This window comes from Streptomyces sp. NPDC003247, from assembly GCF_042888135.1.
Taxonomy (GTDB): domain Bacteria; phylum Actinomycetota; class Actinomycetes; order Streptomycetales; family Streptomycetaceae; genus Streptomyces.
This window is the reverse complement of the sequence record NZ_JBIAPF010000004.1, coordinates 498,594-512,344: the sequence shown is the minus strand read 5'-3', so window position 1 is coordinate 512,344 and position 13,751 is coordinate 498,594. Positions and strand designations below refer to the sequence as shown.

10 protein-coding genes and 1 pseudogene are annotated in these 13,751 nt (G+C 74.3%); 5 read left to right on the top strand and 6 right to left on the bottom strand.

Features of this window, described 5'->3' with window-relative positions:
* Window positions 1-294 precede the first annotated feature (294 nt).
* Together ACFYWQ_RS15895 and ACFYWQ_RS15890 are read right to left on the bottom strand one after the other, a co-directional pair.
* The gene (locus ACFYWQ_RS15895; protein WP_389516759.1) at window positions 295-3,657 is read right to left on the bottom strand and encodes a hypothetical protein; all 3,363 of its coding nucleotides are present in this window, start codon (window positions 3,655-3,657) and stop codon (window positions 295-297) included.
* The gene (locus ACFYWQ_RS15890) at window positions 3,654-4,112 is read right to left on the bottom strand and encodes a hypothetical protein (RefSeq protein WP_389516757.1); all 459 of its coding nucleotides are present in this window, start codon (window positions 4,110-4,112) and stop codon (window positions 3,654-3,656) included. Before ACFYWQ_RS15890 ends, ACFYWQ_RS15895 begins: the two co-directional genes overlap by 4 nt.
* Window positions 4,113-4,406: 294 nt before the next feature.
* Here ACFYWQ_RS15890 and ctaD point away from each other — a divergent pair, with 294 nt between their 5' ends.
* From ctaD to ACFYWQ_RS15875, 3 genes are all read left to right on the top strand, one after another.
* Window positions 4,407-6,128 (top strand): cytochrome c oxidase subunit I, encoded by a 1,722-nt coding sequence (gene ctaD / locus ACFYWQ_RS15885; protein WP_389516755.1) that lies wholly within the window; start codon window positions 4,407-4,409, stop codon window positions 6,126-6,128.
* A gap of 3 nt (window positions 6,129-6,131) precedes the next feature.
* On the top strand, window positions 6,132-6,683 hold the full coding sequence (locus tag ACFYWQ_RS15880) for a hypothetical protein (protein WP_389516753.1): 552 nt from the start codon (window positions 6,132-6,134) through the stop codon (window positions 6,681-6,683).
* A 434-nt stretch (window positions 6,684-7,117) separates the two neighbouring features.
* The gene (locus ACFYWQ_RS15875) at window positions 7,118-7,810 is read left to right on the top strand and encodes a response regulator (protein WP_389516751.1); all 693 of its coding nucleotides are present in this window, start codon (window positions 7,118-7,120) and stop codon (window positions 7,808-7,810) included.
* Between the two features lie 207 nt (window positions 7,811-8,017).
* On the opposite strand, the pseudogene ACFYWQ_RS15870 reads toward ACFYWQ_RS15875, so the two are convergent.
* A pseudogene (locus ACFYWQ_RS15870) lies at window positions 8,018-8,218 on the bottom strand (hypothetical protein); the annotation flags it as partial.
* Window positions 8,219-8,410: 192 nt separating this feature from the next.
* Here ACFYWQ_RS15870 and ACFYWQ_RS15865 point away from each other — a divergent pair.
* Window positions 8,411-9,451: an Acg family FMN-binding oxidoreductase gene (locus tag ACFYWQ_RS15865; protein ID WP_389516749.1), complete on the top strand. Its 1,041-nt coding sequence runs from the start codon at window positions 8,411-8,413 to the stop codon at window positions 9,449-9,451.
* Between the two features lie 114 nt (window positions 9,452-9,565).
* Here ACFYWQ_RS15865 and ACFYWQ_RS15860 read toward each other — a convergent pair whose 3' ends face one another.
* Window positions 9,566-9,988: a pyridoxamine 5'-phosphate oxidase family protein gene (locus tag ACFYWQ_RS15860; RefSeq protein ID WP_389516747.1), complete on the bottom strand. Its 423-nt coding sequence runs from the start codon at window positions 9,986-9,988 to the stop codon at window positions 9,566-9,568.
* A gap of 195 nt (window positions 9,989-10,183) precedes the next feature.
* On the opposite strand from ACFYWQ_RS15860, the gene ACFYWQ_RS15855 reads away from it, so the two are divergent.
* Window positions 10,184-10,537: a VOC family protein gene (locus ACFYWQ_RS15855; protein WP_389516746.1), complete on the top strand. Its 354-nt coding sequence runs from the start codon at window positions 10,184-10,186 to the stop codon at window positions 10,535-10,537.
* A 117-nt stretch (window positions 10,538-10,654) separates the two neighbouring features.
* On the opposite strand, the gene ACFYWQ_RS15850 is transcribed toward ACFYWQ_RS15855, so the two are convergent.
* Both ACFYWQ_RS15850 and ACFYWQ_RS15845 read right to left on the bottom strand, forming a co-directional pair.
* Entirely contained in the window at window positions 10,655-11,452 is a 798-nt protein-coding gene (locus ACFYWQ_RS15850; protein WP_389516744.1) for a hypothetical protein, read from the bottom strand.
* A 333-nt stretch (window positions 11,453-11,785) separates the two neighbouring features.
* Entirely contained in the window at window positions 11,786-13,567 is a 1,782-nt protein-coding gene (locus ACFYWQ_RS15845; protein ID WP_389516741.1) for a GAF domain-containing protein, read from the bottom strand.
* Window positions 13,568-13,751 lie beyond the last annotated feature (184 nt).

Below are 13,751 nucleotides of genomic sequence, written 5' to 3'. Positions count from 1 at the left end.
CGACCGGCGAACCGGCAGACCGGCTGATCGGCAGACGGCAGACGGCAGACGGCAGACGGCAAACGGCAAACGGCAGACGGCAGACGGCAGACGGCAAACGGCAGACGGCAGACGGCTGATCGCCTGATCGGCGGACCGGCAGACGGCTGATCGGCGGACCGGCCCTCGCCCGTGCGGCGGGCCGCCGGGCACGGCCGCCGCACCGCCCGGCTCGGTCCTCCTCCCGGGCGGTCCCCCCGGGCCTCGCTCCCGCGGCGCGGCGCGGCGTGGCGCGGGAGCGAGGCCCGGCGGGAGTCAGTCGGTCTCGCGCAGACGCACGAGGGCGGCCACCGCGTCACGGCACAGCACGCCGTCGTCGAGGAGCGCGTGCAGCAGCGGGCTCCAGGCGCCGCCGCCCGCCGTCTGGACGAGCGCCCCGACCGCGGTGCACTGCCCGCCGCACCGCCAGGAGCGTGCCAGCCGGGCGAGCTCCTCCGGGGTGACGACGCCGTGGTTCACCGCGCGCACCAGCAGTTTGACGCCCAGGGCCGCGGCCGGCCCCCGGGTGGGGAGCGCGCCGGCCGCGGCCGCCGCGCCGTACACCCCGAACGCGGCGCGGGCCTCGGCCGCGCGCCGCTCCTCGGGGAGTTTCAGGGCGGACTCGAAGCAGGTCCGGGTGAGCGCCACCCACGCTTTGGCGGGCTCGCCCGCGCAGTCGCCGCTCTCGGCGGCCCCGCGCAGCACCTCACGCAGGGTGCCGAGGTGTGGCCGCGCGCCCTCGGGGTAGCCGCGCAGCCAGCTGTCCAGCGCCGTGTAGAGCGTCTGCCGTTCGCCCGGCGTCGCGTCGGCGCCGCCGCAGGTGAGGAGGGCGGGGGCGACCAGGCCGGCGGCGGGGTCCTGCGCGCGCAGCAGGGCGTCGAGCAGGGTCACCGCCGAGCGGCGGGTGCCGGACCAGCGGGAGGCCAGGAGCGTGCGCCACTGGCCGGCGGTGAGCAGGGTGCCCTGCTGCGAGGCGGCGCGCAGGCTCCCGGCCGCCTGCCGGGCGGTGACGTCGTGCGCCGTGTCGGCGGCGACTTCCACCAGCCTGTCCAGGGGCAGGTCGCGCAGGGTGTCGCGGTCGGGAGAGTCTCCCCGGCGGCGTTCCGGCTCCCTGCCCCGTCGGCGCGTCGGCGGCGCGAGCCGTGCCAGCCACCGCCCCAGCTCGGCCCGTTCGTCCGGCGAGGCGAGCGAGGGCAGCACCCGCTGGCCGATGCCGTAGAGCACGGCGGCCCCGTCGCCGTCGTCCCCCGGCGCGCCCTCCGCACCCGTCGGCCCGGCGGTGCCCGTGCCGACGTCCGTACGGGGGCCGACGTCCATGGCGACCAGCCGAGCGAACGTGTCCGAGGCGACGGCCGGATCGGCGCAGAGATCGCCCACCACGTTGGCGGCACGCAGCCGGACCTCCGCCGAGCCGGCCGTCGGGCCGAGGTGGGGCCACAGCCGGTCGCGCAGGGCGGGACGGTCGGCGACGAGCCGTACCGCCGCGTGCTGGGCGAGCCGGCTGTCGGGGCAGCCGTCGAGGTCGGTGATCAGCGCGTCGAGCACCGCCTCGGGCGCGCGGCCCGTGCCGAGCATCGCGCCGGTGACGAACTCCGCTCCCGCCGCGCGCGGGACGTGGACCTCCGCCGGCAGCGTCCACAGGAAGCGCAGGAACGCGGCGGTGTGCCCGGGGGGCGTTCCGGGCGCGAGCAGGAGCCGGACGAACGCCTCCCGTGTGGCGCGCCCGGCCTGCGCGAAGTCCTCCTCGACCGCGCGGACGGTCCCGGTGGAGACCGGCGCGCCGACCGCGAGCGCCGGGTCCAGCATCAGCTGGAGCACCTGGTCGGGCTGCCGGGCGACGGTGGTCCCGAGGGGCGGCCAGTCCGCCCGCCGGCCGTGCACGGCACGGACACCGTCCGCGAGATCGACGGCCTCCCCGCCCTCGCCACGGCGGACGGCCAGCAGCCCGTACAGCCCGCCCGCCTCCGCGACCTGGGCGTACGGCAGTTCGCGCAGCCCCCGCAGGGCGGCGGCCCGCGCGGCGGCGAGGCCCCGTCCGGCGACGGTCTCCAGGGCTTCCCACAGGGAGCGCAGCCGTTGGTCGATCCGGCGCGTGGCCTCGGCCGCCAGCGCGGTCACATAGGTGTCGTTGCCGCAGTTCGCCACGGCGAACGCGGTGTTGCGGAAGACGCCGAAATCGCCCAGGGGCAGCAGCGGGAAGACGTCGTCGAGCTGGTGAAGGGTGTCCTCCATGCCGACCAGGTGGCGGAGCACGGGCAGCGCGAAGCCGCGCTCCGAGGGACGCTCGCGCAGCTCGTCGTAGAAATCGCTCCGTTCGTCGTCGAGTTCCACCAGCCACTGGGCCACGGCGTACTCGGCGAGGGTCTGGTGGCGGAACTCGACGACCTGGCCGCGCTCCACCGTGTTCAGGAACCCGTCGTCGCACAGTTCCCTGAGCGCCGCCCGGATCCGGCCGGCGCCGGTGCCCGCCGCGCTGCCGGTGCCCGTCGCGCTGCCGGTCAGCCGTGCCGCGGGGACGCGGTCGTGGAAGCGTGAGCGGGTGCGGGAGGCGTGCCAGAGGAAGGCCGCCATACGGCGGCAGAGCGTCTCCTTGTCCTCGATCCGCTGGTCCGACGCGTCCGCGGACCCGGTGAGCCGGGTGCGCGAGACCTTCTCCTCCCAGTACCTCGCGTACAGGCCGCTGGTGGTCAGGTCCTGCGGGACGTGCCCGCCGGTCTCCCCGAAGACCTCGCACACCATGGCGAGGAGGAGCGGGCTGCTGAGCAGCCGCCGCAGCCGGACGTGCGCGCCGCCGGCGGACAGCGCGACGAGACGCCCGCCGAACTCCTCCTCGCCGACGGCCGGGGGGATGCCGCGGTCGGTGAGGAACTGCCGGGTGAAGTCGACGATCTCGTCCTCGTCGAGGGCGGGCACGTCCTTGAGGACGGCCATCCGCCCGTTGCCCTGGACGGCCGGGATCAGACCGCTCGCGTGGTCCTCGTAGTCCCGTGGACGGCAGGTGAGCACCACGGTGATGCCGATGTCGACGAGTTCGGAGAGGTACGAGCCCAGCGGCTTGCTCCAGCGCGGCGACAGCAGCAGGTCGAGCGTGTCCAGGAGGAGCACGGGGCGCTCGCCCGCGTACTGCTGGACGGCCGCCGTGAGCAGCCCCGACCCGGCCGCCGCTCCGAAGGCGTGGTCGAGGAGGGCGGTGGGGGACACGGCAGGCAGCGGCTCGCCGGGGCGGGGCGCGGGCGGGGCCGGTGACGCGTCGGGGAGGACGACCTGGTCGCAGCGGACGAGGACGGCGGGGGCCGGCGGGGGGCCGAGCGCACTGCCCGGCCCCTCGCCGGCGTGGTCGTTGCCGTCGCTGCGGCTGTCGCTGCGGCCGTCGCTGTCGCACAGGAGCTGGAACAGGTGGCCGAGCAGGACGGTCTTGCCGGATCCGGCTTCCGCGACGACCGACAGCAGGCCGCCCGCACCGGAGGCGCGCATGTCCTGGACGATCGGCAGCAGTACGTCGGTGGCGTACGACCGCGCGAGGAGCGGTACCCGCTGCGGGGCGAACTGTTCGCGGAGGGCCGTCTGCTCGGAGCGGAACCGGCGTTCGGGCGCGCCCCAGTCCGGGCCGCCGGGACGGATGCCGGGGATCGTGGTCACGCGGCGGACACCTCGGTGGTCTCGGCGACCGCCGCCGTCTCCTGGACGGCGTGCGCGAGCGCCTGCGCGCCGGGCAGCGGCGTGTTCAACAGGGCCGCACACAGCGGGAGCTGGGCGTGCAGGCCGGCCAGCGACGCCTGGACCTCGGTGCGGTAGGCGCTCTCCCAGCGCATCTGGTTCAGCCCCGGCGAGTACGCGTCGGCCGCGGCCTGGCGCAGCACGGCGCGCAGCCGGCCGAGTTGATTGCGCTTCTCCAGAACGGCGACCTGGCGATTGGCGTGCTCGGCGAGGCGGTTCGCCTGCGCGGCGAGGAGGTTCGCCCGCTCGGCGACCTGCACGGCCTCTTCTGCCCGCCGCACAGCCTGCCGGGCGGAACGCGCCTGCAACCAGGCGAACACCGCGGCGACGGCCGCCACCGCCAGACTGCCCACCGCGACCAGTTCTTCGCCGTCCACCGCCCGCGCACCCTTCCCCCGTACGGACCACCGCGCCTCACGCGCACCTACCAGGCCGCAGGGTACCCGTGCGCGACCCCGCGGTGCCCGCCCCCCTCCACGGACGCCCGGCTCGGCCGATAAGGGCCGTTGGGCCCCGTCGTGGGGCCGGTGCGGGGGCCGTTCGGCCCTGTCCGGGCAGGGGGTGCCGGCGGTGATCATGTGGCGGCGGCCGGGAGGCGCCGCGCTGTCCCCCGCACCTGAGGCGCCTCCCGGTCCGTGAGCGACATGAGCGGATGGGGAGGACGTCGTCCGATGGACGAAGCGCAACTGGACCAGGCGAAGCACACGGACGGGGCGCCGACGCGCCCCACGCTCCGCGAGGAGGCCGGCCCGGCCGTGCGGGCGGCGGACCGGCCGTCGTGGGCGGCGGACCGGCCGTCGTGGGTGGAGTGGCTGACGACCACCGATCACAAGAAGATCGGGACGCTGTACCTGGTCACCGCGTTCGTGTTCTTCATCGTCGGCGGCGTGATGGCCCTGATGATGCGTGCCGAACTCGCCCGGCCCGGCTTGCAGATCATGTCGAACGAGCAGTTCAACCAGGCGTTCACGATGCACGGCTCGATCATGCTGCTGATGTTCGCCATGCCGCTGTTCACCGGCTTCGCCAACTGGATCATGCCGTTGCAGATCGGCGCCCCGGACGTCGCCTTCCCCCGGCTGAACATGCTCGCCTACTGGCTCTTCCTGTTCGGCTCGTCGATCGCCGCGGCCGGGTTCCTCACCCCGGGCGGCGCCGCCGACTTCGGCTGGTTCCTGTACGCCCCGCTCTCCGACGCCGTCCACTCACCGGGCCTCGGCGCCGACCTGTGGATCATGGGCGTCGCGCTCTCCGGCTTCGGCTCGATCCTGGGCGCGGTCAACTTCATCACCACCATCGTCTGCATGCGCGCCCCCGGCATGACCATGTTCCGCATGCCGATCTTCACCTGGAACGTCCTGCTGACCGCGCTGCTGATCCTGATCGTCTTCCCGGTCCTGGCGGCGGCCCTGTTCGCGCTGGAGTGCGACCGCACGTTCGGCAGCCATGTCTTCGACGCGGCCAACGGCGGGGCACTGCTGTGGCAGCACCTGTTCTGGTTCTTCGGCCATCCCGAGGTGTACATCCTGGCCCTGCCGTTCTTCGGCATCGTCTCCGAGGTCATCCCGGTCTTCGCCCGCAATCCGATGTTCGGCTACATGGGCCTGGTCGCCGCGACGATCGCGATCGCCGGCCTCAGCGTGACGGTATGGGCGCACCACATGTACGTGACGGGCGGTGTGCTGCTGCCGTTCTTCGCCTTCATGACGTTCCTGATCGCGGTGCCGACCGGGGTGAAGTTCTTCAACTGGATCGGCACGATGTGGAAGGGCAGTCTCTCCTTCGAGACGCCGATGCTGTGGACCGCCGGCTTCCTCGTCACGTTCGTCTTCGGCGGTCTGACCGGCGTCATCCTGGCCTCGCCGCCGATGGACTTCCACCTCTCCGACTCGTACTTCGTCGTGGCCCACTTCCACTACACGGTGTTCGGCACGGTCGTGTACGCGATGTTCGCCGGCTTCCACTTCTGGTGGCCGAAGCTCACCGGCAGGATGCTCGACGAACGCCTGGGGAAGATCACGTTCTGGACGCTCACGGTCGGCTTCCACCTCACCTTCCTGGTCCAGCACTGGCTCGGCGCCGAGGGCATGCCGCGCCGCTACGCCGACTATCTGGCCGCCGACGGCTTCACCGCCCTCAACACCCTGTCCACCATCGGCTCGTTCCTGCTCGGCCTGTCGATCCTGCCGTTCCTCTACAACGTGTGGAGGACCGCGAAGTACGGCACGCCGGTCACCGTCGACGACCCCTGGGGCTACGGCCGCTCCCTGGAGTGGGCGACCTCCTGCCCGCCGCCGCGCCACAACTTCACCTCGCTGCCGCGCATCCGCTCCGAGTCCCCGGCCTTCGACCTGCACCACCCGGAGATCGCCGCGGCCGAGACGGCGGGGTGAGCCGTGGCGCACCCCCTCCTGGCCCTGGCCGCCGCGCTGGCGACCGCTTCCGGCTGCGTCTGGTACCTGCCCGCCCTCGCGGAGGTGCGCGCGGGAGCCGACCGGCCGGACTCCCTGCGCAGCTCGGCGGCGGCCTGCCTGAGCGGCTGGACCACGCTCGCCGGCATCGCCGTACTGCTCCTCGTCGCCGACCCGTGGTGGCTGCCCGGCGCCGTGGCCGGGGCGGGCGCGGCCCTCACGGCCGCTCTTCGGACCCGCGCCGCCGTGCAGCGCCGCCGGGAGATCCGGGAGGCCGTCCGTGACCGGGCCGCGTTGGAGCAGGGCCCGCCGCCGGCCGGCCCCGAACCCTCCCGGCACCTCTTCGCCGCCCTCGTGGGGGCCGGCCTCGCCGCCTCGGCGGCCTCGGCGGTCCTCCTGACGGCCGCCGGCCCCGGGGCGAGCCCGGGATGGGTGACGCTCGTGGTGCCCGCCACGACGACGGGACTGTTCCTCACCCTCGCGATCGGCTGGGCCGGAGTGGTCCGCCGGGCCGGGGAGGGCCACCCCAGGCGATGACGCACGGAGGCGGGCGGCACGCCGGGCCCGGTCGGTCGACCGTCACCGACCGGGCCCGGCGTGCCGCCTCCGGACCCACGACGGCGAACGTCCACCGCGCTGCCGCCGCCGTCCCGACGGCCGCCCGCTCCGGCGCGTCGGTGTCGGCGGCCCCTTCCTGCGTCCGGGGCCGGGCGGGCGGCCGCGGTGGCGCCGGTACGGCGGCGCATCACGTCCTCGGGACGCTGCGGAACAGGAATCCGCGCGGGCGGTAGGGCCGACCGGCCCTGGCCCCAGGGCCAGGGATCACGCAGGATCGGTGACAGGCAAGCCGACAGGCAAGCCGCCAGGCAAGCAAGGACCGGTCGTGCTCGGTGGGCCGGACCCGGTGCGGGAATCGGACAGCGCGGAACGCGGAACTCGGACAGCGCGGAACGCGGAACAAGGAGCATGCGATGGCGGACGGTGAGCGGCCCGGACCCGACCACCCGATCCGGGTCTTTCTGCTGGACGACCACGAGGTGGTACGGCGTGGCGTGCACGACCTGCTGGACGACGAGCCGGACATCACGGTCGTCGGGGAGGCGGGCACGGTCGAGCAGGCCCTCGTCCGCGTCCCGGCGCTGCGCCCCCGGGTGGCGGTGCTGGACGTGCGTCTGCCGGACGGCGACGGGGTGACCGTGTGCCGCGAGCTGCGCTCACGCATGCCGGAGCTGGCCTGTCTGATGCTGACCTCGTTCGACGACGAGGAGGCCCTGCTGGACTCGATCATGGCGGGGGCGTCCGGCTACGTGCTCAAGCAGATCCGGGGCTCCGACCTGGTGTCGGCCGTGCGCACGGTGGCCGCCGGCCAGTCCCTGCTCGACCCCAGCGCCACCGCCAGGCTGATGGCCCGCCTGCGCCAGGGCCAGGAGCCGGAACCCGAGCCCGACGCCCTGCCCGGCCTGACCGCGCGGGAGCGGGAGATCCTGGCTCTGATCGGCGAGGGACTGACCAACCGCCAGATCGGCCGCCGGCTCTACCTCGCGGAGAAGACGGTGAAGAACCACATCTCCCGGCTGCTGGCCAAGCTCGGGGTGGAGCGGCGCGTCCAGGCCGCCGTGATCGCCACCCAGGCCCAGGACCGGTCCAGGCACCAAGGCCACTGACGCCACGCCGCCACACGGCGCCCTGCCCCGCTCCTGCGCCCCGCCCCACCCCGCTCCTGCGCCCCGCCCCGCCCCGCTCCTGCGCCCCGCCTCGGGCTCGCTCCCGGCTCCCTCGGGCTCGCCGCCGCCTCCAGGGCGAGCCACGGTCGCCGGTGCGGGCACGTCCCGCAGAACACGGCGACGCGTCGTCGCCGCCCGCGCCGTGGGGCCGGTGAGGGTGTGCCAGGGCTTGCCGCGTTCGGTGTCGATGACGAACGGCGAGTACCGGCGGCCGCCCGTCTCCGAGCCCGACCACCCGTAGGAGGCCATCACGGCGCGGGGCTGCGTGAGGGTGTCGGCGAAGGCGATGCGCTCCGCCTCGCGCTCGGCCGCGCGCCCGACCAGGTCCTCACAGCCGGTCTGCCGCTCCGGCCCGCGGGCGTGGCCGCCCGTTGGGCCGCCGCCGACCCCGTCCTACTGCTGCGCGGCACGCTCTTCTCGGCCCCGGTCGCCGGATGAGGCCCTTTGGCCCCCGGTCTGGGGCCGGCCAACCCTCCCCCGAGGGTGGAGACACGGCGCAGGGTGGACGGAGCGGAGAAGAAGCCTGGTGGAGGAGCCGTGATGCGGACCCGGGAAGTCGACGCCACAGCCGTTCAGGCCCTGCTGGCCGCGGCGGTGGCGGCGCCGTCGATCCACAACAGCCAGCCCTGGCGGTTCGGCCTGGATCCGGAGAGCCGGTCGATCGAGGTCCGGCTCGACCGGCGGCGGCAGCTGCCGATGGCCGATCCCCATCTGCGCGCCCAGCACCTGTCGGTGGGAGCGGCCGTCTTCAACCTCCGGGTGGCCGCCGCGCACCTGGGCTGGCGTCCCGTCGTCCGGCTGCTGCCCACCACCGGCGATCCGGACCTGCTGGCCACGGTGCGACTGGCCCCGCCCACCGCGGACGTGCGGCTGCCCCTGGGCGAGCTGTACGAGACGATCGAGCGACGCCACACGAGCCGGATGCCGTTCACCGGGCGCCCGGTGCCCGACCCGGTCGTGACGGAGATGACGGGTTCGGCCCGGGCCGAGGGCGCCCACCTGGACGTGCCCGACATCCCGGGGACCCGGCGCCTGCTGCGTCTGACCCAGGCGGCGGAAGCGCGCAACGCCGTCCATCCGGCCCGCGTGACCGAGGCACGCACCTGGCTCACCGCTCCCGGAACGGACGCCCCCTACGGCATCCCCCTCACGGCCCTGGGCCCCCGGGACGCGTCCGGACGGATGCCGGTAAGGGACTTCACGGGCCGACTGCCCGTCCCCCAGCTGCCCGCCCTGCGGTTCGAACGCCACGCCCAGGTGGCGCTGCTGTGGACGTCTCACGACCGGCGGGAGGACTGGCTGCGGGCAGGTCAGGCGCTGGAGCACCTGTTGCTCACGGCGACCCGGCGCGGAGTGCGCACCTCCATGCTCCACCAGGCGATGGAGTGGCCGGACCTGCGGGCGGCGATGGCCGGATCGAGGCGGGGGTGCTGCCCGCAGTTGCTGATCCGCTTCGGGCACGGCCCGGAGGGCGTCCGCACACCCCGCGCGTCAGCGGAAGACGTACCGGCTCCCGCCACGCTGCCGGAGCCGGCCGTCCCCTCCTCGTGGAGCGCTGCGCGGGCCGAGCCGACGGGCTGACTCCGTACCGTCGGCCGGCACCACAGACTCAGCGCTCCGCACCCCGGGGGCCCGGCGGCCGGCGCCGGCACCCGCCCGCGGGCCGGTCGCCGGTCGGCTGCCGGCCCCCGCGCCTCACCGCGTGCCGCGCGCCCGCCTCAGTTCGCGGCCGGTGACCATCTCGGACTCGATCCGTACGAACACCGTGCCGTGCAGGGGCATCCAGGACGTGGGTCCGGCCTGTGACAGCCGTTCCTGCTCGGCGGGATCGGTCACCACGGTGGCCCGTCCGGTGACGACCACGCTCCAGCCGGACCGGGTCGCCGCGTCGAACTCGTCCGCCTCGAAGGCGACCACGACGCCGTCCACGGCACGGACGAGGTCGGAGCCGGGTGAGGTGCTCAGCAGGACGGAGGCGTCCGTGTCCAGGGAGAAGTTGACGGGAAGGACCGCGGGCAGTGCCTGCCGGGTGTAGACCACGCGGCCGACCGGCACCTCGGCGAGCAGGCGCAGGCACTCCTGTCGGTCGAGTGGACCGAAGGCGTCGTTCTGGAACATCGGTCCAGCGTCCCAGCGGCCGGGGTGAGGGGGTAGGGCCGACCGGCCCTACCCCCTCACCCCGCGCGGACGGCGGACGGCGGCCGCCGCCGACCGGCGGGCGACCGAGGGTCCGCGACGCGGCTCGACCAGGCGGATCATGCCGGGTTTCGCGGGGGCTGGCATGATCCGCCGGAGGGTCCTTAGACTCGCCGGATGACCTTGGAATGGAGACATGTCATCGTCCACTCGGCTGATCCGGTGGCCTTGGGACAGTGGTGGGCCGAGGCCCTCGGCTGGGTGGTGGTGCACTCCTCCGACGTGGAGTTCGCGATCCGCCCGGCGCCGGACCGACTGCCGGGGCTGGAGTTCGTCCGGCTCGACGAGCCCAAGAAGGCCAAGAGCCGACTGCACCTCGACTTCGTTCCCGACGACCAGGACGCCGAGGTGGCTCGCCTGGTGGCTCTCGGCGCGCAGCATGTCGACATCGGCCAGGGCGATCAGTCGTGGGTCGTCCTGGCCGACCCCGAAGGCAACGAGTTCTGCCTCCTCGGCCGACGACCTCAGTGAGCCTGCCGCCTCGGTGAGCCTGCCGCCTCGGTGAGCCTGCCGCCTCGGTGAGGTGGCCGCAGGCGCAGATCACGGCGGCCGGTGATCAGTTGTCGGCGTACTGATCGCGGCCGTCTCCTATGGCTCGCCGTGGAAGAAGCCGGATCTCAGGTCCTCGATGGTGGCGTCGAGTGGATGCCCACTGACGATGAGCGGCCCGCTCCAGGGCGCGCTGAGTGCGAAGAGCAACGCCAGGCTCAGCCCGACCACACTCGCCACACCCACGATGAGCAGCGACGTCCGCAGGCTGCTGCGGAAGACCAGCGCGCCGGAGTTCACGATCAAGGCCAGTCCGCTGACCACGAGCGTGACGACGTAGAGCGCGGGGACATCGCGCGAGGCGGCCGCGACGCGGGCGCGACGACTACTGGTGACACCGTCCAGGGAGACCACCAGCTCCGTGCCGGTCGTGGTTCCCACCTCGGGCCGGGCCGCCTCGGCGCGCACGGTCCGCTCCAGCCGTGCGATCGCGCGAGCGGTGGCCGGGTCGGCGCCGGACGACGCCGCCGCACCCTCCCACTCCTCGGCACGCGTGGTCTTCAAGTAGTCCAGCAGTGCCGCGTGGATCGGCTCCGACCGGACCCGCGGACTTGTCGCCGCCCATGCCAGACGGGAGGCCGAGGCCGCCTCGTCGCTCACCAACGCCTCGGCCGCGCGCAGGTAGCCGGCCTCGCTGGCCAGTGAGAGTGCCGCGAAGATCGCGAAGGCGGCGCCGAGTGTCGGCATCAGGGGCGTGGCGATCTGCGGCACCCGATCCCGTTCCTCGACCGGTACGAGGGCCCGGACGCCGATCCGCGCCACGGCCGCGACCAGCAAGGCAAGGAGGAGTCCGCCCACCACCAGCACCGCCGCCGGCAGCGAGGTCAACCAGTTCACCACATCACCTACAGCGCGTTCCCGCGAGCGCCCGACGGCGGAGGCACACCGGCCGCCGCGACCTGGAGCTGCTCATCGATCACCTTCCGTGAAGGCTCATGATCGCAGTGTCGTAGCCGCTTCGACGCTCGCGACGCCCGGCACGGCGTCCCTTTTCGTTGGCCGAGCAGCCGATTTCGTTGGCCGAACAGCCGAATACGGCCCCCTACGAGGCTGTACCGGCCGAGCACCGACGACGTTCCCTGCCCGTAGGCGGTCGGCGCCGATGTCGTTCCCGGCCGCTAGGCGGTCGGCGCCGCCGATGTCGTTCCCGGCCGGAAGGCGGCTGCCGCGTCACGTCGGAACGACGCCGACGTCCGTCGTGAAGCCGGGCTCGGGCTGTCGGCCGTGCGGAAGGGGCACCGTCCACTCCGCGACGGTGCCGGCGGGCGCGTTCGGCCGGAGGGCGAAGCTGCCGCCGAGGTCGGTGGCGCGTCGGCGGCAGTTGTCGAGGCCGCTGCGGCGGGTGACCGCGGGGTCGACACCGGTTCCGTCGTCCGCGACGCGCAGCCGGAGCCGACTGCCGTCGGTCGCGGCGGTCACCTCGATCCCGGTGGCGTGCGCGTGCCGGGCGGCGTTCGACAGGGTCTCGCGCAACACCGCCAGCAGGTGCTCGCCGTGCTCGGCGGGTACGACGGTGTCCAGCAGGCCTGTCATCCGCAGGGCGGGGGCGAAGCCCAGCGCGCCCGCGGCCCGGTCGGTCTCGGCCAGCAGCCTCGCCCGCAGCTCGCCCCGCCTTCCGGGACGGTCCCGCTCGCGCAGCGCGTAGATCGTGCCGCGCACCGTCTTGATCGTGTCGTCGAGGTCGTCGACCACCCGCTGGACACGCTCGGCCACCTCGGGCCGGTCGGCGATCCGGCCGAGGACCGAGTTGAGGGTCAGCCCGGACGCGAACAGCCGCTGGATGGCCAGGTCGTGCAGGTCACGGGCGATACGGTCGCGGTCGGAGAGGACCATGAGCTGCTCGGCCTCGCGCCGGTGCTCGGCGATCTCCAGGGCGAGCGCGGCCTGATCGGCGAATCCGCTGATCATGGCCATGGTGGCGTCGGAGAACTCCTGCCGGCCGGGCAGCCCGGCGACCTGGAGCACTCCGCGGGCGTGCTCGTGGCCGCCCAGCGGAAGCAGGAACCCCGGCCCCAGGTCGATCTGTCCCGCCGAGCCGCCGCCGTCCTGCGGCTCCTCCGACAGGGCGCCGCTGGCGATCCGCTCGTTGGAGCGGTAGACCTGCGCGGCCAGCGTGGCGGGCGGCAGCACCAGCCCGCGCACCCGCTCGGAGCCCTCCCCGTCGGCCGCCTCGATCACGAGATCGTCGTCACCGCCGTCCAGGGGCACCGCCACGGTCACCAGATCGGCCCCGGCCAGGGCCCGTACGGTGGCGGCGACCTGGTGCAGCACCTGGCCCGGATCGGTGCCCGAGAGCAGACTGCGGGTCAGGTCGCTGCTCGCCGCCAGCCACTGCTCCCGGCGCCGAGAGTCCTCGTACAGACGGGCGTTGTCGATGGCCACGCCGGCCGCGGCGGCGAGCGTGCGCAGCACCGCCTCGTCCTCGTCGTCGAACTGCGCCCCGCCGCGCTTGTCGGTCAGGTACAGGTTGCCGAAGACACGGTCGCGCACGCGCACCGGTGTTCCCAGGAACGTGGTCATCGGCGGATGACCCTCGGGGAAGCCCACCGAGGCGGGGTGCGTACCGAGGTCGGCGAGGCGCAGCGGCTGCGGCTCCCTGATCAGCAGCCCGAGGATGCCGTGGCCCTCGGGGTAGGGGCCGATCGCCCCGATCGTCCCCTCGTCCATGCCGACCACGATGAACTGCTTGATCCGCCCTTCGTCGCCCAGCACCCCCAGCGCCCCGTACTCGGCGTCGACCAGGGCCACCGCGGACTCGGTGATCCGTCGCAGCACCACGTCGAGGTCCAGGTCGGAGCCGATGGTGAGGACCGCGTCCAGCAGCGTGTGCACCCGGTCCCGGGTCGCGCGCACCTGCGCCACCTGCGCCTGGAGGCCCTCCAGCAGCTCGTCCAGGCGCAGCTGGGGCGCCGTCGGACCGTCCTTGCGCCCCGCTGCCGGACTCTCCGCCATCCCCGCTCCCTCCGGGAGGACACCAGCGGTGGCACCCTCGCCCGTCGTGCCCGGACGGCCCTGTGGCGCGCGCGCCCGTGCGCGAGGCACTGCCGTCCCGGCAGCGCAGATCCTATTGCTCGGCGGTTCCCGTGACCGAGCCGGTCCCCGGGGCCCCGGTGCAGCAAGGCGGCCACCCTCGGCC